Source organism: Pseudoxanthomonas sp. Root65 (assembly GCF_001427635.1).
GTDB lineage: Bacteria > Pseudomonadota > Gammaproteobacteria > Xanthomonadales > Xanthomonadaceae > Pseudoxanthomonas_A.
Genome location: NZ_LMHA01000001.1, coordinates 1,703,397 through 1,727,165 on the forward strand (window position 1 = coordinate 1,703,397; position 23,769 = coordinate 1,727,165).

General features: G+C 68.5%; 20 protein-coding genes and 1 riboswitch. Of the genes, 4 read left to right on the forward strand and 16 right to left on the reverse strand.

Annotation, left to right across the window (positions count from 1 at the left end; all coding sequences use genetic code 11):
- Positions 1-11: 11 nt before the first annotated feature.
- The 9 genes from ASD77_RS07485 to ASD77_RS07525 form a co-directional block, all read right to left on the reverse strand.
- Positions 12-851 carry a cyanophycinase gene (locus ASD77_RS07485; RefSeq protein ID WP_055939545.1) on the reverse strand — a complete coding sequence of 280 codons (840 nt, stop codon included), beginning with the start codon at positions 849-851 and terminating at the stop codon, positions 12-14.
- Positions 852-867: 16 nt separating this feature from the next.
- Entirely contained in the window at positions 868-2,043 is a 1,176-nt protein-coding gene (iadA, locus tag ASD77_RS07490; protein ID WP_055939553.1) for a beta-aspartyl-peptidase, read from the reverse strand.
- A gap of 394 nt (positions 2,044-2,437) precedes the next feature.
- Positions 2,438-3,541, reverse strand: coding sequence for a toxic anion resistance protein (locus ASD77_RS07495; RefSeq protein ID WP_055939557.1), 1,104 nt, complete (start codon positions 3,539-3,541; stop codon positions 2,438-2,440).
- Positions 3,538-4,236, reverse strand: coding sequence for a hypothetical protein (locus ASD77_RS07500; protein ID WP_055939560.1), 699 nt, complete (start codon positions 4,234-4,236; stop codon positions 3,538-3,540). Before ASD77_RS07500 ends, ASD77_RS07495 begins: the two co-directional genes overlap by 4 nt.
- Positions 4,233-9,563 carry a DNA repair ATPase gene (locus ASD77_RS07505; protein ID WP_055939563.1) on the reverse strand — a complete coding sequence of 1,777 codons (5,331 nt, stop codon included), beginning with the start codon at positions 9,561-9,563 and terminating at the stop codon, positions 4,233-4,235. The genes ASD77_RS07500 and ASD77_RS07505 overlap by 4 nt, the downstream gene beginning before the upstream one ends.
- 87 nt (positions 9,564-9,650) lie before the next feature.
- Positions 9,651-11,624 (reverse strand): hypothetical protein, encoded by a 1,974-nt coding sequence (locus ASD77_RS07510; protein ID WP_055939564.1) that lies wholly within the window; start codon positions 11,622-11,624, stop codon positions 9,651-9,653.
- A 30-nt stretch (positions 11,625-11,654) separates the two neighbouring features.
- On the reverse strand, positions 11,655-12,290 hold the full coding sequence (locus tag ASD77_RS07515; protein WP_055939567.1) for a hypothetical protein: 636 nt from the start codon (positions 12,288-12,290) through the stop codon (positions 11,655-11,657).
- A gap of 15 nt (positions 12,291-12,305) precedes the next feature.
- Entirely contained in the window at positions 12,306-12,968 is a 663-nt protein-coding gene (locus ASD77_RS07520; protein WP_055939570.1) for a PspA/IM30 family protein, read from the reverse strand.
- Positions 12,968-13,609: a DUF2170 family protein gene (locus tag ASD77_RS07525; protein ID WP_055939573.1), complete on the reverse strand. Its 642-nt coding sequence runs from the start codon at positions 13,607-13,609 to the stop codon at positions 12,968-12,970. The genes ASD77_RS07520 and ASD77_RS07525 overlap by 1 nt, the downstream gene beginning before the upstream one ends.
- 275 nt (positions 13,610-13,884) lie before the next feature.
- Here ASD77_RS07525 and ASD77_RS07530 point away from each other — a divergent pair, with 275 nt between their 5' ends.
- A complete protein-coding gene (locus ASD77_RS07530; protein ID WP_235578518.1) occupies positions 13,885-14,931 on the forward strand; it encodes a glycerophosphodiester phosphodiesterase in 1,047 nt (348 codons plus the stop codon).
- A 6-nt stretch (positions 14,932-14,937) separates the two neighbouring features.
- Here ASD77_RS07530 and fabB read toward each other — a convergent pair whose 3' ends face one another.
- Both fabB and fabA read right to left on the reverse strand, forming a co-directional pair.
- On the reverse strand, positions 14,938-16,146 hold the full coding sequence (gene fabB / locus ASD77_RS07535) for a beta-ketoacyl-ACP synthase I (RefSeq protein WP_055939579.1): 1,209 nt from the start codon (positions 16,144-16,146) through the stop codon (positions 14,938-14,940).
- The gene (gene fabA / locus ASD77_RS07540; protein WP_055941149.1) at positions 16,146-16,661 is read right to left on the reverse strand and encodes a 3-hydroxyacyl-[acyl-carrier-protein] dehydratase FabA; all 516 of its coding nucleotides are present in this window, start codon (positions 16,659-16,661) and stop codon (positions 16,146-16,148) included. The genes fabB and fabA overlap by 1 nt, the downstream gene beginning before the upstream one ends.
- A 213-nt stretch (positions 16,662-16,874) precedes the next feature.
- Between fabA and dinB the strand changes: the two genes are divergently transcribed.
- Both dinB and ASD77_RS07550 read left to right on the forward strand, forming a co-directional pair.
- Positions 16,875-17,945 (forward strand): DNA polymerase IV, encoded by a 1,071-nt coding sequence (gene dinB / locus ASD77_RS07545; RefSeq protein ID WP_055939581.1) that lies wholly within the window; start codon positions 16,875-16,877, stop codon positions 17,943-17,945.
- A 118-nt stretch (positions 17,946-18,063) separates the two neighbouring features.
- Entirely contained in the window at positions 18,064-18,543 is a 480-nt protein-coding gene (locus tag ASD77_RS07550; RefSeq protein WP_055939584.1) for a hypothetical protein, read from the forward strand.
- Between the two features lie 17 nt (positions 18,544-18,560).
- Here the strand turns inward: ASD77_RS07550 and btuB are convergent, their stop codons facing one another.
- The 3 genes from btuB to ASD77_RS07565 form a co-directional block, all read right to left on the reverse strand.
- Positions 18,561-20,426: a TonB-dependent vitamin B12 receptor gene (gene btuB, locus ASD77_RS07555; protein WP_055939588.1), complete on the reverse strand. Its 1,866-nt coding sequence runs from the start codon at positions 20,424-20,426 to the stop codon at positions 18,561-18,563.
- 125 nt (positions 20,427-20,551) lie between these two features.
- Positions 20,552-20,773, reverse strand: a riboswitch (cobalamin riboswitch).
- Between the two features lie 209 nt (positions 20,774-20,982).
- Complete coding sequence (locus ASD77_RS07560; protein ID WP_055939591.1) at positions 20,983-21,354, reverse strand: TfoX/Sxy family protein; 372 nt, start codon at positions 21,352-21,354, stop codon at positions 20,983-20,985.
- The gene (locus tag ASD77_RS07565) at positions 21,351-21,836 is read right to left on the reverse strand and encodes a GAF domain-containing protein (RefSeq protein WP_055939594.1); all 486 of its coding nucleotides are present in this window, start codon (positions 21,834-21,836) and stop codon (positions 21,351-21,353) included. The genes ASD77_RS07560 and ASD77_RS07565 overlap by 4 nt, the downstream gene beginning before the upstream one ends.
- Before the next feature lie 119 nt (positions 21,837-21,955).
- Between ASD77_RS07565 and bioD the strand changes: the two genes are divergently transcribed.
- Entirely contained in the window at positions 21,956-22,633 is a 678-nt protein-coding gene (bioD, locus tag ASD77_RS07570; RefSeq protein ID WP_055939596.1) for a dethiobiotin synthase, read from the forward strand.
- Positions 22,634-22,838: 205 nt separating this feature from the next.
- Here bioD and ASD77_RS07575 read toward each other — a convergent pair whose 3' ends face one another.
- Together ASD77_RS07575 and queD are read right to left on the reverse strand one after the other, a co-directional pair.
- Positions 22,839-23,231 (reverse strand): phasin family protein, encoded by a 393-nt coding sequence (locus tag ASD77_RS07575; protein ID WP_055939599.1) that lies wholly within the window; start codon positions 23,229-23,231, stop codon positions 22,839-22,841.
- 155 nt (positions 23,232-23,386) lie between these two features.
- A complete protein-coding gene (queD, locus tag ASD77_RS07580) occupies positions 23,387-23,743 on the reverse strand; it encodes a 6-carboxytetrahydropterin synthase QueD (protein ID WP_055939602.1) in 357 nt (118 codons plus the stop codon).
- Positions 23,744-23,769 lie beyond the last annotated feature (26 nt).

Genomic DNA, 23,769 nt, shown 5'->3' on the forward strand with positions numbered 1-23,769 from the left:
CCCTCGTCGGATCAGGTCTTGCGGGTCGCCAGTCGGCCGGCCGAGGCCCGCCTCGTATGCAGGTTGAAGGTGGCGCCGGCGATCAGGATATGGACGCCCAGTCCCAGCAGGCACACGGGGTCGTCCTCGCCGGCCTGGGCCATGGAGGAGAACTGCAGGTCGTGGGCATCCACCACGGTGACCGCGCCGCTGCCTTCGACCTCGAGCGTGTCGTCGGGGGAGATGAAGGCGGCGGTGTCCTCGTCCAGGCCGATGCCGATCGCGAACGGGTTGTAGCCCAGCGCCGCAGTCAGCCGGCCGAGGCGGTCGCGCTGGCGGAAATGCTGGTCGATCACGAAGCGGTTGGTCAGGCCCAGTCCGGGAGCCAGGCGCACGCTGCTGGCGCGCGGCGACGAGCCCTCGGTACCGAAGGCGATCATGTGCTCGCTCAGGAACCCGGCACCGGCGCTGGTGCCGGCCACGGTCACCCCCTGCGCGTTGCGCGAACGGATGCAGCGCGCCACCTGGGTGCCGCCGAGGATGGTGGACAGGCGCAACTGGTTGCCGCCGGTGAAGAAGATGCCGCTGGCCTCCGCCAGCCGCGCCAGCCGGCCTTCCTCCTGGCAGTCGCGGCGGGTGTCGAAGTCCAGCACGTCGACCCGCGGTGCACCCATGCCCCGGAACAGGTCCTCGTAGCGGGTGCCGGAGTCCTTCAGCCGGCTCGCGGTCGGAATGACGACGATGTCGGCGTCGGCGCCACCGCTCAGTTCGACGAAACGCGCCAGGATGCGCGGGTTGGTTTCCTTGTCCTCAGCGCCGCCGATCGGGATGATCCAGCCGCGTTGCTCCCCGTTGACGGGTTTGCTTGGCATCGAGTGCTCCGGTGTTTCAGGTGTCTTGCGATTCGAACGTACCACGCCGCAGCACCGCGCCATCGCGCAGGTGCGGGCGGCCGCCGGCGAACACATCGGTCACCGCGCCGGTGGCGTCCAGCACCACCAGGTCGGCGTCGGCGCCCGCTGCGATGCGGCCCTTGCCGGGCAGGCGCAGCAGCCCGGCGACGTTGGACGTAAAGGCCGGCAGTGCGTCCTGCAGGGCGATGCCGCGGGCCAGCAGTTCGTGCAGCGTGTCGATCAGCGCGCCGGAGTGGCCGACATCCATGCTGCACACGCGGCCCTGCGCATCGAAGCAGGGCAGGCAGCCGCCGGCGTCGGAACTGATGGTGACCCGGTCGCGCGGGGCGCCGCTGTCGAAGTAGCGGACCAGCGCATCAGCCGCGCTCCACGCGTCCTCGTCCTCGTCCACCGGGAAGGCGGTGATGTCGATGCTGCAGCCGCGCCGGGCCAGTTCGATGGCTTCGTCGAACAGTGCCTTGCGCCGGTTGACGTGGGTCGGGTTGAACACCCGCGGCGGCAGCTCGCTCTGGTCGAGCGCGCGCCGCACCAGGTCCAGGCCGCGCGGGCCGTCGCCCATGTGCAGGTGGACGATGCCGGCCTTGCCGGTCATCAGCCCGGCCACGTGCGCTTCGGACGCGATCCGCAGCAGTTCGTCCAGGGTCGGCTGGCTGGAGCGGTGGTCGCTGATCGCCAGTTCGCCCACCCCGAGCAGGCAGTCGATGAAGACCAGGTCCGTGCGCACGCTGCCGGTCAGCGTGGCCGGCGGCAGGTGGTAGCCACCTGCGTATCCCCAGGCCGACAGCCCTTCTTCGCGCAGCGCGTTGACGTGGGCCACCAGTTCGCGCGTGCCGCGGGTGACATCGTCCGTGCCCAGCAGGCCGACCACCGTGGTCACGCCGCTGCGGGTGTAGCGCGACAGTGTCGGCGCCGGCACGCGGCTGGCGAAGCCGGCCTCGCCACCGCCGCCGGTGACATGCACGTGGCCGTCGATCAGGCCCGGCAGCAGCCGGCGACCACCGAGATCCAGCACCTGTGTGCCGAAGGCGGCGGGCAGGTCGGGCGCATCGGTGCCGATCCACAGCACCTTGCCGCCGCCGAGCAGCAGGTCGCGGCGTCCCATGGGTTCGGGCGCGTACACATCCGCGTTGCGGATCAGGGTGGTCGTCATCAGCCGTCGACCGTCCCGTCCATGCGTCCCGCCAACAGGCGCGTGTCAGGGTCGTATGCCCAAGCCGTCAGTCCCTCGGCCCGGACGGGGGTGACGCGGGTGTCGTCGCTCATCTGTTCTTTGATCCGCTGCTGTCCCGACACGGTCATCCGCGCGGCGGGCCAGTTTAACCGCGCGGGAGCACGCTGGCCGCGCCGAGCGAAGGAAAGCACAGCGTGCGGGTCGATAACGTGAGGTGACGTGACATATTCGTGTCGACAGACGCCGGCATGCCGCCTTCGCCCGACGCCCGCGTCGAATCGGGAAAGACACGCCGGCCGATCTTCGACGTCCACGCGCGCTGCCGGCGCAGCGACGCATCGAACCCGCCGATGACGACCGCGTCGTACCCGCGCTACTGCGTGGCGTTGCCGGTGGTCGGCAGCGCCAGTCGCTTCTCCAGGTCTTCGCGCATGTCCACCAGTTCGGTGGACAGCTGCTTGCGCTTGGCCATGCCTTCGCGATGGATCTCGCGGACTTCCTCCACTGTGCGGATCAGGGTTTCGTTGACGGTGCGCAGGGTTTCGACGTCGATCACCGAGCGCTGGTTGGCGCGCGCGGTGCCTACAGCGGTGGAGTGCACGAGTTCGGCGTTCTTGCGCATCAGCTCGTTGCTGGCGTCGTCGATCGCGTTGGCCAGTTCCACCGCATTGCGCTGGTCGGCCAGCGACAGCTGGATAGCGAACTGGTTGCGCCACATCGGGATGGTGATGTCGCGCACCGCGCTGAACTTCTCGATCAGCTGGATCGCATTGGCCTGGATCAGGCGGATCATCGGCAGCGTCTGCGTGGCCGCGTGCTGCAGCACCTGCAGGTCGGACACGCGCTTGTCGATCAGGCGCAGCGCGGTGTCGAGCGCGGCGCGGCGGGTGCGCGATTCGGGATCCTCAAGACCGGACAGCGACGCCAGTTCCGCTTCCAGCTCGGCAATGCGCACGCGGCCGGCGGCCACGTGCACGCCCAGTTCGCGGCGTTCGTCCAGCACGATGTCGTGCATCTGGTCGTACTCGCGCACGCGCTGCTGCTGGATCTGCTGGGTCTTGCCGACATCCGCCATCAGCTGGTCGATCTGGCGGTTGGTCGAGCTGTAGCGTTGGACCAGATCGTCCTTGGTGGCGCGCAGCTTGTCGATCAGCGGGCCGAGGATCGGCAGCTTGGAGCGCCCGTGGAAGGACTCCAGGTTCAGCGAGCGCGCGATGCGCACGACTTCGCCCAGCTTGTCGCCGCTGCTGTCGAGGTCGGCATTGCGCACCTTGTCCAGCAGCTGCGTGCTGAACGCGCTGGTCTTGGTGGTCGCTTCGCGGCCGTAGGTGTGCAGGTTGCCGGGCGCGATGTCCTGCAGCGCCTTGGTCGCCTCCTGGATGCGCGGGATGTCGGCGCTCTCCAGACCCAGGTCGGTCAGCAGCTGCGGCGACAGCGCAGCGGGGACCAGCGTCTGTTCGGGGTTCGTCGTCGTCATGAGGCCTCCTGGGCGTGGGTGGCGCGCGCTGCCGCTGCGGGTGCAGCCGGTGGCGCGGGCAGGTGTTCGATATGGGCTTCCAGCTCGTCTATCGCCCGCGTTGCGGAGGATAGCTGCATTCCGTGGCCGGCACCGGCGGCAACGCCCGCCTGCTGGTCCAGCAGCACGCCGAGCCGGGGCAGTTGCTGCGCGTGGCGTTCGGCGATGGCCAGCGCATTGGCGGCGACGATGTCCAACTGGCTGATGGTGATCTCGTACGCGCTGCGCAGCGTGATGAGGTGCGCCAGGCGCGACGTCCCGGCGTGCGAGGCTTCCGTGGCGTGCTGGCGCGCCAGGTCGTCGATCTCGCGTTGCAGGCGCGCGCCGGCATCGCGGAGTCGCTGGGCGTGTTCCGACAGCGTCGCATGCTGGTGGCGAAGTCGTTCGGCCTCGAACCCCGCCTGCCGCAGCAGGATGCCGCTGCGCTCGCGCAGGGCGCGCGCTTCGGCGGCCAGGCGGATGTCGCGGCCGATCAGCCGGCCCCAGAAGCCGACGCTGCGACGCAGTGCGCGCGGGTCGGCCGAGAGCAGCACGGTGCGCAGGTCGCGCAGCGTTGCCTGCAGATCGCCCGCGCCCGCCTGCGCCAGCGCGCGGATGGCGGCGGCGTGTTCGGTCAGGCCGGGGATGCCGGTGTCCGGGGCGGGAGAGTGACTCACCGCGGCGCGTCTCCGTCGGGATCGAGGTCGTACGTCGACGGCGATGGCGATACGTCCAGCGTCGGTGTCGGGCGTTCTTCCTTGAAGGCGAGGCTGGCGATCACCTGGTCGAATTCGGCTTCACGCGGCGAGCGTGACTTGGCCTTGCGCGCGACTGCCGGTGCGGACGCCGTGGCGCCGCTGCGCAATGCCTGCGCCAGCGCGACGAGCGCGGCGTTGAGCTGGTCCTGTCGGGCCATCGTCTGTTGCAGCGCCTGCAGCACGGGCGCGGTATCCGCAGCCGGTGCCGCCGCGGCGGGCATGGCAGGTGCGACGGGCTCCGGTACACGCAGCGAGTGCAGCGCCGACAACAAGGCGTCCCACGGTGCCGGCGGTGCCGCTTCGGCCGGCGCCGGTTCGCCCAGCCGCTGCAATCCGACGGCGATGTCGGCCAGTTGCGCGACGACGCGGCCGCCGACATCGGCATCGTCGGTCCCCATCGCCTTGTTGCGCAGGAAGTCGGCCTTGATCTGCTGCCAGCGTGCCTGTTCGTCGTCGTTCAGGGTGCCGCGCAGCTCGCCGAGCTTCAGCAGGTTCTCTTCCGCGCCGGTGGTCAGCAACTGCGCTTCGCCCAGGTAGTGGTCGGAGATCAGCTGCTGCAGCTCGGCGGCATTCATCACCGGCGAAATCTTTTCCGCAAGCTTGTTCATGTTGCGGTAGCTGCCCTGCAGGCGGAACGGCGGCTCGACCCGGTACTTGTCCGCCTGCGCGGCGCTGGCGATGTACTGCTGGTTGACGCGGTAGACCACGTCGCGCACGGTCAGCAGGCGCTGCAGCACCGCGACGATCTCGCCGATCTCCGCGCCGCTGTAAGCATGCGACAGCTGGTTGGTGCTGACGTCCTTGCCGCGCGCCTTGTCGACCAGCAGGTACAGGTCGGCCATGTCGCGGGTTGCGAGCGGCGCCAGCACGGGGTTCGACGTCAGGCAGTTCTCCACGTAGCTCAGCAGGAAGGCGTCTTCCATGCCACCGAGTACGTCGCCCAGGTTGTAGATGTCGGCGCGGTTGGCCAGCATGTCGGGGATCTTGAAGACCTCGCCGGACTCCGTGTAAGGATTGCCCGCCATCACCACCGCGAACTTGCGCCCGCGCATGTCGTAGGTCTTGGTCTTGCCGCGCCAGACGCCCTCGATGCGGCGCGTGCCGTCGCACAGCGAGATGAATTTCTGCAGGAACTCGGGATGCGTGTGCTGGATGTCGTCCAGGTACAGCATCACGTTGTTGCCCATCTCCAGTGCGAGGTTGAGTTTTTCCAGCTCCTGCCGCGAGGTCGCATCCGGCGCCTGCGCGGGATCCAGCGAACGCACCTCATGGCCCAGCGCGGGCCCATTGATCTTCATGAAGACCAAGCCCAGCCGGTGCCCCACGTATTCCATCAGCGTGGTCTTGCCGTAGCCCGGCGGCGAAATCATCATCAGCAGGCCCATCAGGTCGCTGCGCTTGTTCTCGCCGACCGTGCCCATCTGCTTGGCGAGGTTGTCGCCGATCACCGGCAGGTAGACGTCGTTGATCAGCTTGTTGCGCACGAACGAACTGAGGGGGCGGGCCTTGAATTCGGACAGCCGCATCGCGGCGCGCTCGCGCTGTGCGACGTCGCTGCGCAACGCCTGGTAACGCTGCCACGCCGGGACGAAGTGGTCGCGGTGGGCGGCGAAGCGCGCCGGCAGGTCGTCCACCGCCAGCGCCAGGCGTCCCTCGCGGATGCGCGGATGTTCGCCGAGCAGGCCGTCGACCTGGCCCATCAGCGTCACGTGCTCCACCACGTGCGTCAGCTGCGCGCCATGGCGGAACAGGGCGATCGCTTCCGGCACGTAGGCGGCCAGGTGCGCGTGCTCGGGTAGTGCGGCGAGCGCATCCAGCGCCTGCCGCAGCAGCGACCACGCCGCCGCTGGTTGTCCGTCCAGGCGCTGCAGTGCACTGGCGAGCACGCTGCCGCCGGCGTCGTCGGACAGGCGCGCGCGGAATGCGGTCACCAGCGCATCGGCGTAGTGGGTGAAACGGAACGTGGGCGTCGCGCTGGTGATCGTATCCAGCAGGAAGGCCGCGGCCGCCGACGCTTCCGCAGTGGGGAAGGGCAGCGCGTCGCGCTGGATCCACTCCGCAATCGTGGCCGCCAGTTCCTCGCGCATCGCCTGCAGGGCGCGACCCGCAGGTGACATCGTGTCGATCGCGCGCGCCGCGCGGATCCGGTCGGTTGTCTCCTGCGGTGCGGCATCGCGGCGGCACCACCATGCCACTGCCAGGGCGCGTGCCGAAGGCGAGTGCCGCAGCGTACCGGCGGCGTTGCGCAGCGGCAGGAACGCGCGCAGGATCGCGGCGGCGTCGTGGTCGTGGATGCCCTTTTCATAGCCCTCGCGGTAACGCGGCGCGGCATAGTCGCGGACGATCCTGTCCAGCGCTTCCGGATCGGCCAGCGCATGCTCCAGCTGGTCCGCACTCAGGCCCGCCTCGTTTGCCAGTGCATCCTCCAGCAGGCGGCAGGCGAGATACTCGCCGCGATACAGCGAGGGCGACTCCGACGCGAGGCTGACGTCCCAATAGTCGCGCAGCGCGTCCAATGCGGGTTCCTGCAACGGCTCCAGGTAATCGGTGCCGGTCAGGTGCACGGCCAGCGTATCGCCGCGCGGGATCAGGGTCAGGTCCAGCGGCTGCGTGTTGACGCTGAAACGGTGGCGCGGCCCCAGCTTGATGACGTTGCCGGCGTCCTCGAACAGGTCGCTGCGGTCGCGCAGTCCGCGCACCGCCTGGTCGCGCGCGCCCTTGATGCGCGCCTCGATGTCGTCGGCCTTCACCGAGTCCTTCAGCTCGCGCAGGCGGCCCGCCAGTTCGCGCAGCTTGAGGATCAGCGCGTCGCCGGCGAAGAACGCGTTGAGTTCATCCGGGGTCGTGAAGCGCTCGGTGCGTCGGCCCAGTCCTTCCAGGATGCGGCTTGCGGCTTCCTGTACCGACTGCGCCTTGCGCTGGCGCTCGTCCAGCAGCGCCTGCTTGTGCGCTTCGAACGCCTCCAGCATCTCCTCGCGCTTGGACAGGATGTCGCCGAGGAACTGTTCGTGTTCGCCGAACTGGCTCTCCAGTTCCTCCAGCTGCACCATCAGGCGCGACAGCTGTTCGTCGGCGCGCTCCGGCGTGGTCGCCATCGCCAGGGCATTGCTGACGGCCTGGCCGAACAGGGTGAACTGTGCGCCGAACTGTGCCACCGCTTCGGCCGAGCCAAGCTCGCGGCGACGCTGGGTGGCGCGAGCGCGGGTCTGGTTGAGCTTCGCGTAGATGGCCGACAGCGCGTCGACCACGCGGGTACGCTGGGTGGCGTCGTCGACCCGCAGCGTCGCCATCAGTTCGGACAGCATGTCGAGCTCGCCGGCCATGCCCTGCATGGCGTCGATCGCCTCGGCCAGCTCGCGTGCGCTGGCGGCTTTCTGGGCGCGTGCGTCGAGTTCGCCGAGGCGCTGCTGGAACGGCGCCAGCGCCTTCTCGTCGGCGAGGAAACTGCCGGTCGCCGTGCCGACGCGTTCGTGCGCCTCCTGCAATGCGGCGACCATCGTGTCGATGGCCGGGATATCGATGTAGCGATAGTCGCGCAGTGTCAGCAGATGGCCGCGCAGGCGCGAGACCGCGCCCAGTGCATCGACGAACTCGCCGATGCCGTTCCATCCTTCCGGCTGCAGGCGGCCGAGCAGGGCGCGGTGGTCGCGCTGCGCCTGCGCCATCGCTGTCTCGGACTGGCGCCGGATCTCCTGCACCTTCTCGTACTCGTCCAGCACCGATTCCCCGGTACCGGCGATCTCGTGCAGCAGCGTGGCCAGTCCCTCGCACTGCGCGTCATCGATCCAGTGGTGCAGGTCGAACAGCCGGCGGGTCGCGTGCGTCAGCAGCTGGTAGCGTTGCGCCGAGACATCGGGACGTTCGATCTCGCGGGCGAGATCGAACAGGTTGGACACCGCACGCACCAGTTCGGCATTGCCCAGCCTGGCCATGAACGAGGTGCCGGCCGGTCGCGCCGCGGCGAACTCGTCCGAACTGAACGGCGTCTGCCAGAGCTGCATCTGGTGGACGCGGGTCGGGTCGTCGTTCTCGGCGCGGAACAGCACCATCCGTCCGTCGTGCAGGCGCGCGTAGCCGTGCGCCAGCACGGGCGGCTGCAGGCGGCGCTGCACCAGGTTGTAGACCAGCAGCGCGGCCTGGCCGGTCTCGCGCTCGTAGAACACGTACATGACGTCTTCGCCGTTCGGCGAGCGGATCGTGCGCTTGTACTGCATGTCCTGCACGGCGGCATCGAACGCCTTGTGTTCGCCGTTCTGCAGGTAGTAGCCGCCGGGGAAGATGATGCCGTGGTCTTCGGGCAGCTGGATGCAGGCCTGCACGATGGCGTCCAGCCGCGTCACCTTGCCGGTCTGGGTGTTGTAGACCAGTCCGCGCCAGGCGCTTTCGCGGTAAGGCAGCACCTTCAGCAGGATCAGCGAGCCGACGCGCGCGAACTCGATCTGCGCATCGTCCAGCGACTGCGTCCGGTCCTCGACCGGTTCGCTGTAGACGCCGGCGCCGCTCTCGGTATTGTTCTCCACCTTCAGAGTGAGGTCGCCGCCGATGGTCTCGACGAACAGGGTGTCGAGGATGTTCAGGTGCGGATGGCGGCCGCTGACTTCCATGTCCTTGGTCGCCCGCGTCCACTCGAAATCGAAAGGCGGCGGCAGCACGATGTCGCGCTCGCCGCGCGCATCCAGGTAGTTCACCTCGCCGTCGGCGGTCAGCGTCCAGCGGAACACGCGCACGTCGGTGTTCTTCAGGCCGATCTGGAACGCCATCAGCAGGCGGCCGTCGCGGACGATCAGCTGCAGCAGGCGCGCGTCCTTGTAGTAGCTGTACAGCTCGTTGAAGTCGCGCTGGAAGGCGCCGTCGGCGAGGAAGCTGGCGGCGATGTCGACCGGCGCCACGTCGTAGCCTTCGCCGGTCTCGACCAGGCGATGGATGCCGAACACGTCGGCGACCGAAGTGGTCGCCTTCAGGCCCATGTAGACGTTGAAGCCGAACAGCAGCAGGTCGCCGACCTGCACGATGTCGCGCCCCACGGAATTGTGTTCGGTGCGGATGCGCAGTCGGCCGATGGCCTCCATCCGGCTGTCGCCGAACTCCTGCAGGCGGCGCGTGTTGAGCGTTTCCACGACGCCGCGCAGGCGCAAGCCCTGCTCGTCGAGGCGCCGGCGCAGCACGTCGTAGGCGCCGCCCTGGGCGACCGCCTGATCGACCTGGGCGTCGGTGGAAGGAGCTTCTGCGTTCGGTGTCACGGACATCAGGCCTCATCCTCGCCCGTCCTGGGCGGTCGATGCGGAAATCGGAGCCGGCGGACGGAGCCGCCGGCACGGTTCAGGCGTGGCGCGTCAGGCGTCGGTCGCTTCGGCCGGGCGTCCCGGCGCCGGCAGGCCGGCACCCGCCAGCCGACCCAGCAGCTGCGAGGCGATCGGGCTTTCGCCCACGATGCCTTCCAGCGCCTTGCCCAGCGAGATGCCCTTGGTCAGCGCATTGAACACGCCGCCGTCGCCGCCGATCAGCTCGATGTTGGCGTTCTTCAGCGCGCCGGCCAGCACCTCGGCGTTCTCGCGCGAGATCGCCTTGCCCGCATCGATCGACGCCAGCAACTGGCGCAGCTGGGTTTCCAGCAGCATGCGGAACTCCTCGTGGCTGCGCGCATCCGGGCTCATCTTGCCCATCGCGTCGAACTTCGAGGTCAGGCCCTCGGCTTCGGCGGACATCTTCTTGGCGATGTTGCTGGCTTCGGCATCGCCCATCGCCTGGGTGGCGCTGGCGTTGGCCTGGCCCAGCTTCTGCGTGCCATCGGCTTCGGCCGTCAGGCGTTCGTTGAGCACGCGCGCATCGGCGTTGCCCTGCTTGTAGGTCGCATCGGCCTTGGCTTCCAGCACGCGGGCCTCGGCCAGGCCGGTCTTCTCCATGGCCACGGCGTTGGCTTCGCGCACCTGTGCCTCGGCCAGACCGGGCGCGGCGCTCTCGGCGCGCACGCCGTCGGCCAGCACGCGCTTGGCTTCGGCCTGCTTGCCGGCGGCCTGCAGTTCGGCGTCGGCCAGCACGGTCATCTCGACCGCGCGGTGGCGGGCGGCCTGCTCGGCGGCTTCGGCGGCCTTGACGTCCTTGACCAGCGTTTCCTGCGCGGCGGCCTCGGCGGCCAGCACGGTCACCTGCTTGGCGCGGTCGGCTTCGGCGATTTCGCGGGTCTCCTTGATCTTCTCTTCGGCGACGGCGACCGTCTGCTCGATCTGGGTACGCTCGCGCACGACGTTGGCCACTTCCATGCGGCCCTGCTCGACCACCTTGTCGCGGTCGACCTGCTGCATCTGCACTTCCTTGTCGGTGTTGACGCGTTCGAGCTGCTCGGCGCGGGCGACGCGTTCGAGTTCGATGGCCACCGCACGGCGGCGGTTCTGCTCGGCCACTTCGACCTGGCGCAGCTGTTCCTGTTCGCGGATCTTGATCTGCTCCTCGGTCTCCAGGCGCGCGCGCTCGGACACTTGGCGCTGTTCCTCGATCACCTTGGCGGTCTCGGCCGCTTCACGGGCGCGCACGGTCTCGACCTCACGCTGCTGGCGCGCCTCGGCCTCGGCCTGCTGGCGCTCCAGCGCAAGCAGGGCCTCGCGGGCCTCGGTATTCTTCTTGGTGATCGCCAGCTTCTCGTTCTGCTCCAACTCGTTGGTCTGCACGTTCTGGCGCGCGGTCAGCTCGGTGATCTTGCGGATGCCTTCGGCGTCCAGGATGTTGCTGGGGTCGAGCAGGTGCTTGGGCGTCTGCTCCAGGTAGTCGATGGCGACGTCTTCCAGCACGTAGCCGTTGAGGTCTTGGCCGATGACGGCGACGATCTCGTCGCGGAACGCCTGGCGCTTGTCGAACAGTTCGGTGAAGTCGAACTTCTTGCCGACCGTCTTCAGCGCCTCGGAGAACTTGGCGTTGAACAGTTCGTCCACGGCGTGCTTGTCCGACGCGCGGTCGGCGCCGATGGCCTTGGCCACGCGCAGCACGTCGCCGGGCGTCTCGTTGACGCGCAGGTAGAACGCCACCGCGATGTCGGCGCGCATGTTGTCCTTGCAGACCAGGCCTTCCTTGCCGCGGCGGTCCACCTGCAGGGTGATCAGGCTGATCTTCATCAGCTCGGCCTTGTACAGCACCGGGATGATCAGCGCGCCGGTGAAGTGCACTTTGGGCTGCGCGCTCATGTCGTTGACGATGAGGGCGGTGCCCTGTTCGACCTTCTTGTAGAAGGCCTTGAAGATGCCGATGAAACCGAATCCCAGCACCAGCAGGACAACCAGGCCGATGGCGAAGGGAAGGATGGTGGCAGTGCTCATTGCAGAACTCCTTGTAGACGGCGCGGGTGCTTACTGCTGGTGGAAGGCGGTTTCGGACATGACGCGGTAGGTGTTGTCGCTTTCTAGATGCTCGATCAGCACGACGCGGTCGCCGCGCGACAGGCGTTCGCCCGGTAGCGTGCGGACCTGCAGGATCAGGCCGGCGCCGCCGTCGTCGAAGTGGGCGCGTCCCGTGCCCGCATCGGCATAAGGCGAAATCACGGCGCCAGCGCGACCCAGGACCGATGGCGGCACCGGCGGTCGCAGGCGCGCGATCACGGCGGCCAGCGGACGCAGCAGCAGCGAGGTCACCAGCGCGCCGGGCAGCAGCGCGGCGATGAGGGTGCCGGCGCCGGCGATCCAGCGCAGGCTGTCGGGCAGGTGCTGCAGCAGGAACAGGTGCACGAAGTAGGTGATCAGCCAGCCGAAGAACGACAGGATCGTGAGCACCAGCATCATCGGCACGCCGGACAGCCCGAGCTTGGCCAGCATGCCGGCGACCACGTTGGGTTCGGCGGTGTCGCCGTCGGTGGTCAGCCAGCCGTCGACCGTGTCGAGATCGACGATGCCCGTGGCCGCCAGCAGCCAGTACACCGTGCAGAACGCGAGCAGCACGCTGTAGACCAGCGTCGGAAAGGTCAGGGCGGTGTTCAGGAACTCGGTCATGGTGGCTCCCTTGGTTCAGCGCTTGCGCGCGGACGACGTGATGCGCTTGCGGGCGCGGTCCAGCACGGCCTGTGCGGGATCGGCGGCATGCTTCTTGCTCTTCCCCTCGCCGGTGGCGCTGCTTGACGGCGTGGGCGCGCGACGCTGTTTCATCCGCGCGGCAGACGCGAACGCCGGCTCCGGATACAGCAGGTCGCCGGGCTGCCGACGCGCCACGGTCGCCTGTGCCCGCTGCAGGCTGTTCGAGGCGCGCAGGATGTCCAACTGGTGCTTGAGCCGGCGCAGGCGCCCTTCCAGTTGCTCCACGACATGCGCGAACTGGCGTTCCTGCGTGGCGAGTTGCTGGCTTTCCGCCGCGCGCTGGCGGCGTTCGGCCTGGAGCTGGACGACCTCGTCCGCGGCCTTGCGCGCCTGCGTGGCGCGACTCTGGCGCAGGGCGGCTTCGACCTTGGCTTCCATCTCGCCGATCCGCGCGGCCAGCGCCGCCTGGTGCTGCTCGCTGGCGATGCGGCGCGCCTTCGCCGCCGTGTGTTCGCCGCGCGCGCCGTGCAGGGCATCGTCGACGGCGCGGATCTCCTCGTCGAGCAGACGCTCGGCACGGTCGCCCATCACGGCGCCGGCAAGTCCTTCCATGCCTTCCTGGATCCGCTTGAACAGCGTCTTCAGCGTGTCGGGCATCAGGCCTTCCTCCGCGTCGTCGTGCGCAGGAAGGGCCGGTAGGCGTCGGTGGCGCTGATGACGTTCTCGGCCAGCGTCTCGATCTCGAACATGACGTTGGCCAGGCTGGAGTGCGTATCGAGCGCGCCGAACATGGTGTAGCCGGCGACGCCGCCGATGCGCTGCATCCCGATCGTCGAGAGCGGCAGCAACACGTGCGTGCTGAGCACATGCGCATTGAAGGCGGCCGGATCGACCACGTCCTCCACCGGCCACAGGTAGGCCTCCACCAGGATCTGCTCGCCACCTACGGCCAGGAACACCGACAGGTCGCCGTATTCGTGCATCACCAGATGCAGGCTGGGTTCCGCGCCCTCGATGGTCTCCAGGCTGATCAGGCCGTCGCGCACGGTGCTGGCCTGCTGCAATGCATGGCGGATGGCGGCGACGGTCCAGCCGGCCTCGGCGGGCTGCGTGGGCAGGTAGGGGATGCCGGCGTCGCGCTCGGCGTCGCGCATCGACTTCTCGATGGCGGCCAGCTCCTCGGCGTACTCCGGCCGGATCCACACGTCCTTCTTGACCAGGCCCTGTTCGCGCATGCGCTCCCGATAGTTGCGGACATGCAACGTGGAGGCCTTGATCGCAGGGCGCGGAGCTGTCATGAAATGGAACTTAGTTCTTACATGTAATGCTGTCAAGCGGCATGGCGTGATGGCGCTGCCGGCGTCGTGGCCGGAGTGGAGCTGTCGCAGGCCTGTAACAGGCGGCATGCAAACTGCGCCCTGCAACGAGGCACCTCTCTCCTCCCGCGTTGCACCGGAGCCTGGCGGAAGCCGGGCTTCGTGCTTTCCGGGCCCGCCGCCGGCCGTGGCATGCTGGCCTTCATGAGGATATGTCCATGCCGTTCGCCCGCCTGTTCCTTCTGCTGATGGCCGTGATGTCGGTACTGCCCGCGCGGTCAGGCGACGTGCCGGAGAAGCCGCTCGTCATCGCCCACCGCGGCGACAGTGCGCATCTGCCGGAGCACACCCTGGCCGCGTACGCGCGTGCGATCGATGCCGGTGCCGACTACATCGAGCCGGACCTGGTCGCTACCCGCGATGGCGTGCTGGTGGCGCGCCACGAGAACGAGATCGGCGGCACCACCGACGTCGCGCAGCGGCCCGCGTTCGCTGCCCGCAAGCGCCGGCAGGTGATCGACGGCGAGGTGTTCGACGGCTGGTTCACCGAAGACTTCACCCTGGCGGAACTGAAGACCCTGCGCGCACGCGAACGCCTGCCGGAACTGCGCGGCACCGCGCACGATGGCCGCTACGGGATCGCGACGCTGGACGAGATCATCGCGCTGGTGGCCGACCACGCCGCACGCAGCGGGCGCACCCTCGGCCTGATTCCCGAGCTCAAGCATCCCAGCCACTTCCAGCGCATCGGCCTGCCGATGGAGGAGCGTCTGCTTGATACGTTGGCGGCGCACGCCTACACGCGCGCGGCGCCGGTGGTGATCCAGTCGTTCGAGCAGGCCAACCTGCGCGCATTGCGCGCGCGCCTGGGGCCGTCGCAGCGGAACATCCGCCTGCTGCAGTTGCTGGGTCCGGCGGACGCGCAACCGGGCGATGCGCTGGCCGCGGGAAAGCCGACCCGCTATGCCGACCTGATGACGGCGGCGGGACTGCAGGACATCGCCGGCTATGCCGAGATCATCGGTCCCTGGACGCGCCTGCTGATCCCGGTGGCGGAAGACGGCACGTGGGAGGCGCCGACAGCGCTGATGGCGGATGCGCGCACGGTGGGTCTGCAGGTGTGGCCGTACACGTTCCGGCCGGAGAACCACTTCCTGCCGGCGGCGCTGCGCGAAGGCGACGATCCGCGCACGCGCAGCGAGGCGGGATCGCTCGCCGAGATCCGTACCCATCTCGCGCTGGGGATCGGCGGGTTCTTCACCGACGATCCGGCGCTGGGTCGGCGCGCGGTGGACGCGCGCTGAGCCGGGTCAGACCCGGCCGAACACCAGGCTGGCGTTGGTGCCGCCGAAGCCGAAGCTGTTGGACATCACCGTGTCGAGCCTCGCATCGCGGCTGGTCTGCACGATGGGGAAGCTCGCGGCGTCCTCGGCCAGCGTCTCGATGTTGGCCGAGCCGGCGATGAAGCCGTCGCGCATCATCAGCAGGCAGTAGATGGCCTCGTGCACGCTGGCGGCGCCGAGCGAGTGGCCCGACAGCGCCTTGGTCGACGAGATCGGCGGCAGCGCGTCGCCGAGTGCGTTGCGGATCGCTTCCAGTTCGATCACGTCGCCCAGCGGCGTCGACGTGCCGTGCGTGTTGAGGTAGTCCAGCGGCGCGGTGACGCCTTCCAGCGCCATCCGCATGCAGCGCACGGCACCTTCGCCGGACGGGGCCACCATGTCGGCGCCGTCGGAGGTCACGCCATAGCCCAGCAACTCGGCGTGGATGCGCGCGCCGCGTTTCACCGCGTGCTCGTAGTCCTCCAGCACCAGCATGCCGCCACCACCGGCAATGACGAAGCCGTCGCGGTCGGCATCGTACGGCCGTGAGGCATGGGCGGGATCGTCGTTGCGCTTGCTCGACAGCGCGCCCATGGCATCGAACATCATCGTCAACGCCCAGTGCAGTTCCTCGCCGCCGCCGGCGAACATGATGTCCTGGCGGCCGGCGCGGATCAGATCCGCCGCCGCGCCGATGCAATGCGCGGAGGTCGCGCATGCAGCCGAGATCGAATAGCTGACGCCCTTGATCTTGAACGCGGTGGCGAGCGTGGCCGACACGGTCGAGCACATCGTGCGCGGCACCATGTACGGGCCGACCTTGCGGATGCCGCGCGCGCGCAGCAGGTCGGCGGCCTCGATCTGCCATTCGGCTGAACCACCGCCGGAGCCGGCGATCAGGCCGGTACGCGGCTGGCTGACCAGCGTCTCGTCCAGGCCGGCATCGGCGATGGCGTCGCGCAGCGCGACATGCGCGAACGCGGCAGCGTCGCCCATGAAGCGCTTCTGCTTGCGGTCGATCTGCGCCTCCAGGTCGATCTCCGGCGCGCCACCGACCTGGCTGCGGAAACCGAGTTCGGCGTACTGCGGAATGTGGCGGATGCCCGAGCGGCCTTCGCGCAGCGCGGCCGACACGGTGTCCGCATCGTTGCCCAGGCAGGAGGTGATGCCCAGGCCGGTGATGACGACGCGGCGCATCAGAAGTTCTCCGTCGAGGTGAACAGGCCCACGCGCAGATCGCGTGCGGTGTAGATCTCGCGGCCGTCGACCAGCATGTGGCCGTCGGCCACCGCCAGTACCAGCTTGCGGTTGATCACGCGGCTGATGTCGATCTCGTAGCTGACGCGCTTGGCGGTCGGCAGCACCTGGCCGGTGAACTTCACTTCACCCGAGCCCAGCGCGCGACCGCGACCGGGCGCGCCCAGCCAGGTGAGGAAAAAGCCGGTCAGCTGCCACATCGCATCCAGGCCCAGGCAGCCCGGCATCACCGGGTCGCCGAGGAAGTGGCACTGGAAGAACCACAGGTCCGGATGGATGTCGAGTTCGGCGCGCACCATGCCCTTGCCGTGCGCGCCACCGTCCTCGCGGATCTCGGTGATGCGGTCGAACATCAGCATCGGGTCGTTGGGCAGGCGGCCGCTGTCGGGGCCGAACAGTTCACCGCGCGCGCTGGCCAGCAGCTGTTCGCGCGAGAAGGAAGCGGGGGCGTTCATTGCGTCGTCCATTCTGCGAAGCGCAAATAATGCACACATGTGCATACGCTTGTCTTGATGCAGATCAACCGGTTTTTTCCATACGCCGCCGTACCATCGGCGCGACGCAATTGCGGCAAGGGTTTCGCGCGTTCTTTCCGCAAGTCCACACGCAACCGTATCGTTTGAAGATGCCTCCATGCGATCGCGTACGGCGGCCGATATCATCGCGTGATGCGCAAGATCATCCATATCGACATGGACGCCTTCTACGCGTCGGTGGAGCAGCGCGACGATCCGTCGCTGCGCGGACGACCGGTGGTGGTGGCGTGGCGCGGCGAGCGTTCGGTGGTCTGCGCGGCATCGTACGAGGCGCGCGTGTTCGGCGTGCGCTCGGCGATGCCGGCGGTGCGCGCGGAGCGGCTGTGCCCGCAGGCGGTGTTCGTGCCGCCGGACTTCGCGCGCTACAAGGCGGTGTCGCGGCAGGTGCGCGAGATCTTCCTGCGCCACACCGACCTGGTCGAACCGCTGTCGCTGGACGAGGCCTATCTCGACGTCACCACGCCGAAGTCCGACCTGCCGACGGCCACCGCCGTGGCCGAGACTATCCGTGCGCAGATCCGCGAAGAGACGCAGCTCACGGCATCGGCCGGGGTGGCGCCGAACAAGTTTCTGGCAAAGATCGCCTCGGACTGGCGCAAGCCCGATGGACAGTTCGTGCTGCGTCCTCACCAGGTGGAAGCGTTTCTGACGCCGCTGCCGGTCGAGCGCATTCCCGGCGTGGGCAAGGTGATGCAGGGCAGGCTCAACGCCGACGGCATCCGTACGGTCGGCGACCTGCGCGCGTATCCGCAGCATGAACTGGAAGCGCGTTACGGTAGCTTCGGCGGCGGCCTGTACCGGCGCGCGCGCGGCATCGACGAGCGGCCGGTGGAACCCGACCAGCCGGTGCAGTCGATCTCATCCGAGGACACCTTCGCCAGCGACCTGCTGTTGTCCGAACTGGAGCCGCACATCGTCCGCATCGCGGAAAAGGCCTGGCAGGCCAGCCGCAAGACCGAGCGTGTCGGCCGCACGGTGGTGCTGAAGCTGAAGACGTCGCAGTTCCGCATCCTCACGCGCAGCTTCACGCCGGAGTCGCCGCCGGCGTCGGCGCAGGAGTTCATCGCCATCGCGCTGGCGCTCCGTGAGCGCATCGATCTGCCACCCGCCACCCGCTACCGTCTGGTCGGCGTGGGCCTGTCGGGATTCCGCGACCGGGACGAGATGGCGACGCAGCCGGGGCTGTTCGATAGCTGCGCTTGATCGCGGTCACGGCGTCGCTGTGGCGTTGGTCGGCGCCGCTGGCACTCGTCCCACGTCCCTGCCAGCACGCCTCCGTGCACGGCGGTAGGCTCGTGCCGTCAACCGGGGGAGGCAGACGATGGAAGCGATCCGACAAGGCGCGGCCGCCGAACTGTGGCAGTCGCTGGTGCGCGAGGCCTGCGCGCGCTGTGGACAGACGCTGGACGAAGCGCAGGAGAGTTACCTGGTCTTCGTGCTGCTGCGGCACCAGCGCGACGGACACCTGCTGGCGCGCACGCAGGCGCTGGAGTGGCTGGATGCGCAGTTGCGCGTGGGCAGCGCGCGCGCCGACGCGCTGCGCGACGTGGGCGATCGCTGCCTGCTGATCGCCGGCCTGTTTCCCGCGCTGGCGCAGCGCCGACGGGTCAGCGTGGACTACTTCATCGACCTGGGACGCGGCGCCTACCAGGGCGTGGCCGATAGCGGACGCAGCGGCTATGCGGAGCTGTTCGCGCAACTGGCGGACAGCTATCACCACCTGGTCGCGGCGCTGCGCGGCATCCGCGGTGAACGGTTCACCGATGCGTGGACCCTGCACGGCGCGCGCAGGGTCCACTGACAGGATCGCCTGCGCGATCAGTCGCGCGCGCGGTAACGCAGGCTCAGGCCGTACTCGCGACCGGGCTGGTTGTACCAGGCGATCGTTTCGTACTGGCGGTCGAACACGTTGCTGGCGCGCGCCTGCACCGACCATTCCTCGGTGATGGCGTACTCCAGTCGCAGGTCCAGCGTGCCGTAACCCGCCAGGCGGACGCTGTTGGCGACGTTGTCGTAGCGGTGGCTGGCGCCGTTGGCGGTCAGGCCGATGCGGAAGTCGCCGAACGCGCGGTCCACATCGATGCGTGCGGTATTGCGGGCACGACGCGGCAGCAGGTTGTCGTGCGTGACCCCGGCGGTGCGGTTGCGCGGATCGGTGTGGCTGAGCTCGGCATTCAGGTCGAAGCCGGCCAGCGTCACCGCGCCGGTCAGTTCGGCGCCCCGGATGCGGGCTTCCTCGATGTTGACGATGTTGAAGCTGCTGTCGTAGCCGATCAGCTCGTCCACACGCGTGTCGTACACGTTGAAGGTCCAGTTCCAGTCGTCGCCGTATTGCGCCACGCCCAGGTTGAGGCTGCGCGACTCTTCCGGTTCCAGATCGGGATTGCTGAAGCCGGGGTAGTACAGGTCGTTGAAGGTGGGCGCCTTGAAACCGGTGCCGGCGCTGGCGGTCAGCTTGAAGCCGCGGGCCAGGTCCATGCCCCAGCCGAGCGTGCCGGTGGCGTGGTTGCCGAACTGTTCGTTGTCGTCGTTGCGCACGCTCGCCTGCAGGCGATGCGCACCGAAGCGGCCCTGGTACTCGACGAAGGCGCCGGTGTTGTCGCGCGTGTCCACGGTGAAGGGCGTGGTGCTGGTGATCTCGTCGCGCAGCCAGTCGGCGCCGGCGGTCAGGAGATGCTGTTCGCCGATCGCGACGTCGCCCTGGATCGAGGCGTTGTCGCGACGCGTATCGAAGGTGCTGACGTAGGTGCGCGTGCCGGTGGCGGCGTCGGCGAAGTGGTTGTCCGACTCGTCCGAAGCGCGGCCGAGCTGGGTGGTGAGCGTGGTCCGCGTGGAGGGCTTCCAGGTCAGCTTGCCGCCCAGCACCCGCTGCACGTTGTCGGCCTCGTTGCCGCTGAAGCTACTGCCGTCGAATTCGTTGAAAGCATCGGCATTCAGCGCGTGGCCTTCCAGCGTCAGCGTGTCGGTGAACCGGTAGCCGCCGCGCACGTTGAGCGAGACGTTGCGGTAACCGTCGTCGTCGGGCTCATCGGTGAAGCAGCCCTGGAACAGCGTGCCGGAACCGCGGCAGGCGTTGATGCCGTCCGTTTCCTGGTACGCCGCATTCGCGCCGATCCAGCCACGCTCGCCGCCGTAAGCGAAACCGCCGCTGGCTTCGCGCAGGTGGTGGCTGCCGCCGCCGATGCGCAGCTCGCGCGACAGGCCCTTGCCGCCACGACGGGTGAAGATCTGGATCACGCCACCGATCGCTTCCGAGCCGTACAGGCTGGAGCGCGGACCGCGCACGATCTCGATGCGCTCGATCTGGTCGACCGGCAGATCCTGGAAAGACGCCAGGCCGGCGGTCGCCGAGCCGATGCGGATGCCGTCGACCAGCACCAGCACCTGGTCGGACTCGGTGCCGCGCAGGTTGAGGGTGGTCAGCTTGCCCAGGCCGCCCTGATTGCTGAAGCCGACGCCGGCGCGCCCCTTCAGCACATCGACGAGCGAACGGGCCTGGCTGCGCTCGATGTCCTCGCGGGTGATGACCTGCGCGGGCACCAGGCTGTCCTGCAGCGGAATGTCCGTGCGCGTGCCGGTGACGACGACTTCGTCCAGCTCGGTGGCGTCCTGCGCCTGCGCAGCGAACGGCAGGGCCAGCGCGACCGCGGCGGCAAGAAGGGAAAGGGAATGACGGCTGTACATCGGATTCGAACTCCATCGCGCGCCCCGCGCGCATTTTTCGGCGTGGAGTTGCGACAGAGAGGGAAACGTTGCGGACAGCGCGGCAGACGAGCGGCGGCGCGGCACGCCGCGACGCCCTCCGCATCGCAACCAGTGGACTTCCGGGCCGGTCTCCGGGCTTGCGAAGGCGTGCACGATGCACGCTGCCGGGGCGCCTTCCCATGCATAAGTCGCACAGTGGCCGATGCCGCGGTTGTCTTCGCCTACCGTTGCGGGGGCAGCGCCGGAATGCCGCCTGCGCGGGTCACCGGCTTCCCGTTTCAACCCGGACGCGGACGCCGCGGGTCACCTGAAAGCGCGCGCAGTATACGGGAAGCCTCCGTCCGCGACGTAGAGCGGCGCGTGCTCCGCTGCTTTCAGCGACAGAAGGTGTGCTGCGTCTAGCAAGCTCGACGCTACGTGGGGCGGTATTGCGAGGAGCTGCTGCCGTGAGGCAATGCGTGGAGTGGAGCTTGCTCTGCTGCTTTCCGGGAGGGGACGGTGCGCGGCGTCGAGCAAGCTCGACGCTACATCGGAGTCAGTCGTCCCCGCCGCGCGAATCGAACAGGTTGAGCGAGGGGCCCGTGTCCTCTTCGCGCTCGGTGTGCGTGGTGGTCACCGGGCCGGCAGCGGGCCGGCCACGCGGCGGTGGCAGCAGCGCGGCGGCCGCGTCGTAGGCCACCAGCAGTTCGGCGCGGCGGTCCTCCGGCAGCTGTTGCCAATGGCAGTCCAGCAGGGCGCCTTCCAGCGCGTAGAGCAGGTTGAGACTGGGGCGGAAGCCCGCGCGCTTGACCCGGATGAAGGCTTCCACCGCGCCCACGCCCTCCAGGTCCTCCTGCGTGCGCAGGCCGACCTGGCGCAGCCAGGCGGCGGACTTGGGGCCGATGTTGCGCAGCTTGGTGCCTGTCATGTCAGCGAATCCACGAAGATGGCGGCGATGCGTTCCATGCCCGCCTGGTCGTCGGCATCGAAGCGCGCCAGGCGGGGACTGTCCAGATCGAGCACGCCGACCAGTTCGTCCCCTTTCACCAGCGGTACCACCAGTTCCGAGCGCGATGCGGAATCGCAGGCGATATGGCCCGGGAAGGCCTCCACATCGTCCACGCGCTGGGTCTGGCGGGTGCGTGCGGCGGCTCCGCAGACCCCCTTGTCCAACGGGATCCGCACGCAGGCTGGTAAGCCCTGAAACGGACCGACCACCAATTCCCGGCCATCGAAGAAATAGAAGCCCGCCCAGTTGAAGTCGGGCAGGGCGTGGTACAGCAGCGCGGCCAGGTTGGCGGCATTGGCGATCCGGTCCGGTTCGCCTGCCAGCAGGGCGCGGGCCTGCTCGGCCAGCTGTGCGTATTGTTCCGGCTTGCTGCCGGTGAGCGTTTGCGAGGCGAATGACATGGGGCCGATTCTACTCCGCCGCTACGGTGGGGGCCGGATATCATCGCGGGCATGACTACGCATTACCCGAACGCCGCAGCGACTGGACACGTGGGCGGCATCGCCGTCGCAGGATCGTGATGGACCGCGCCATGGACCGCCTGTTCGTCACCGGCACCGATACCGGCGTCGGCAAGACCGTCGCCAGCACCGCGCTGCTGCATGCCTTCCGCGCGCGCGGAATGCGTGCGGTCGGCATGAAGCCGGTCGCCAGCGGATGCGTGGCGACGCCGGATGGCTGGCGCAACGACGATGCGCTGGCCCTGCAGGCGGCGAGCGATCCGGTACCGCCCTACGACGACCTCAATCCGTACGCGTTGTCGGCGCCGCTGGCGCCGGAGATCGCCGCGCGCGAGGCGGGCGTGGATGTGCAGCTCGGCGTGCTGGTGTCCGCGTTCGAGCGCCTGCATCCGCTGGCCGACCTAGTGCTGGTCGAAGGCGTCGGCGGCTGGGCGGCGCCGCTGACCGCCACGCTGGACCAGCGCCATCTGGTGCAGGAACTTCGTCTGCCGGTAGTGCTGGTGGTGGGCATGCGGCTGGGCTGCATCAACCACGCGCGGCTCAGCGCGCGGGCGATCCAGGACGACGGCGCGCGCCTGGTCGGCTGGATCGCCAACGAGGTCGATCCGGACATGGAACGCCGCGACGAGAACTTCGCGCTGCTGTCAGCGCGCCTGCCGGTGCCGTGCTGGGGCAGGCTGCCGTATGCGCCGGACGTTGATGCGCGCGTGCAGGCCGCACACCTATCGGTGCCCTAGCGGGCTGGGGTGTGCGCTGCGCAGAGGACAATGGCGGTGCGACCAACAGCCCGGGCGTCCCGCTGATGGGCGCGTTGCAACGCGTTCGCCCCCGGCGCTGATGACTTCAGCGGGCGCATAAAAAACCCGGCAGCGTGGGGGCTGCCGGGTCGGCTGCGCGGAGGGAGGGGGAGCCGCGCAATGAAAACGGTGGAGCGGGCGGGTCTTACTTGCCCTTGGCGGCCTTGGTCGCCTTGGCCACGGAGGCCTGGACGTTGTCGGTCGCGGATTCGAACTGGGTCTTCACTAGCTGGCCGAAGGCCTCACCGGTCTTCAGGCTCAGGCCGAACACTTCCTGGCTGGCGGCGACGACGCGCTCGGCGTTGTCCTTGGCCACCTGCATGCCCTTCGGCCACAGGGTCTTGTAGCCCTCGAGGTCGCGGGTTTCGGCCAGTTCGCCGAAGAAGGCGGTGGTGGCGTCGATGTTCTTCTCGAAGGTCTTCAGCTGCACGCCGAACACGGTCTCGGCGCTTTCCAGGGCCAGACGGTTGGCGCGCGAGGCAGCGGCGGCGAACTGGTGGGTGAACTGGCTGAAGCTTTCGTTGAATTGCGTGGTCATGGCGTGCTCCTGAAAGGGGATTTCCATCTGTTGCGACGCAGCATAGACAGATCCATGTTGCAGTGCAATAAGTGGCGTATGGAAATCCGACGAACGGTCAGGAGCCGTTAAAAATCAAACGCTTGTATGCGGTGGTATGAAACCGGTTCCATGCCTTACGGGCCGGTGTAGCGGCATCCGGACGTGCAGGTTTCATGCACCACGATGGCGCTCAGCAGCGGCAGCACCGGCTTGGTCTGGTCCCAGATCCACTTGGCCAGCTGCTCGCTGGTGGGGTTTTCCAGGCCGGGGATGTCGTTGAGGTAGTGGTGGTCCAGCCGCTCGTAGATCGGCTTGAAGGCGGCCTTCACGTCGGCGAAGTCCATCACCCAGCCGGCCTGCGGATCGATCGGCCCCGAAAGGTGCAGCTCGATGCGGAACGAGTGGCCGTGCAGGCGCGCGCACTTGTGGCCTTCCGGCACGTGCGGCAGGCGGTGAGCGGCTTCGACGGTGAAGACCTTGAAGATGTCCATGCGACGGTTCCGGAAGCGGTGGAACG

Excerpts from the sequence above, each read along its gene's own strand:
- ASD77_RS07485 (WP_055939545.1), bottom strand. The coding sequence starts at position 851 with ATGCCAAGCAAACCCGTCAACGGGGAGCAACGCGGCTGGATCATCCCG.
- iadA (WP_055939553.1), bottom strand. The coding sequence starts at position 2,043 with ATGACGACCACCCTGATCCGCAACGCGGATGTGTACGCGCCCGAACCC.
- ASD77_RS07495 (WP_055939557.1), bottom strand. The coding sequence starts at position 3,541 with ATGACGACGACGAACCCCGAACAGACGCTGGTCCCCGCTGCGCTGTCG.
- ASD77_RS07505 (WP_055939563.1), bottom strand. The coding sequence starts at position 9,563 with ATGTCCGTGACACCGAACGCAGAAGCTCCTTCCACCGACGCCCAGGTC.
- ASD77_RS07510 (WP_055939564.1), bottom strand. The coding sequence starts at position 11,624 with ATGAGCACTGCCACCATCCTTCCCTTCGCCATCGGCCTGGTTGTCCTG.
- ASD77_RS07515 (WP_055939567.1), bottom strand. The coding sequence starts at position 12,290 with ATGACCGAGTTCCTGAACACCGCCCTGACCTTTCCGACGCTGGTCTAC.
- ASD77_RS07520 (WP_055939570.1), bottom strand. The coding sequence starts at position 12,968 with ATGCCCGACACGCTGAAGACGCTGTTCAAGCGGATCCAGGAAGGCATG.
- ASD77_RS07525 (WP_055939573.1), bottom strand. The coding sequence starts at position 13,609 with ATGACAGCTCCGCGCCCTGCGATCAAGGCCTCCACGTTGCATGTCCGC.
- ASD77_RS07530 (WP_235578518.1), top strand. The coding sequence starts at position 13,885 with ATGTCGGTACTGCCCGCGCGGTCAGGCGACGTGCCGGAGAAGCCGCTC.
- fabB (WP_055939579.1), bottom strand. The coding sequence starts at position 16,146 with ATGCGCCGCGTCGTCATCACCGGCCTGGGCATCACCTCCTGCCTGGGC.
- fabA (WP_055941149.1), bottom strand. The coding sequence starts at position 16,661 with ATGAACGCCCCCGCTTCCTTCTCGCGCGAACAGCTGCTGGCCAGCGCG.
- dinB (WP_055939581.1), top strand. The coding sequence starts at position 16,875 with ATGCGCAAGATCATCCATATCGACATGGACGCCTTCTACGCGTCGGTG.
- ASD77_RS07550 (WP_055939584.1), top strand. The coding sequence starts at position 18,064 with ATGGAAGCGATCCGACAAGGCGCGGCCGCCGAACTGTGGCAGTCGCTG.
- btuB (WP_055939588.1), bottom strand. The coding sequence starts at position 20,426 with ATGTACAGCCGTCATTCCCTTTCCCTTCTTGCCGCCGCGGTCGCGCTG.
- ASD77_RS07560 (WP_055939591.1), bottom strand. The coding sequence starts at position 21,354 with ATGACAGGCACCAAGCTGCGCAACATCGGCCCCAAGTCCGCCGCCTGG.
- ASD77_RS07565 (WP_055939594.1), bottom strand. The coding sequence starts at position 21,836 with ATGTCATTCGCCTCGCAAACGCTCACCGGCAGCAAGCCGGAACAATAC.
- bioD (WP_055939596.1), top strand. The coding sequence starts at position 21,956 with ATGGACCGCGCCATGGACCGCCTGTTCGTCACCGGCACCGATACCGGC.
- ASD77_RS07575 (WP_055939599.1), bottom strand. The coding sequence starts at position 23,231 with ATGACCACGCAATTCAACGAAAGCTTCAGCCAGTTCACCCACCAGTTC.
- queD (WP_055939602.1), bottom strand. The coding sequence starts at position 23,743 with ATGGACATCTTCAAGGTCTTCACCGTCGAAGCCGCTCACCGCCTGCCG.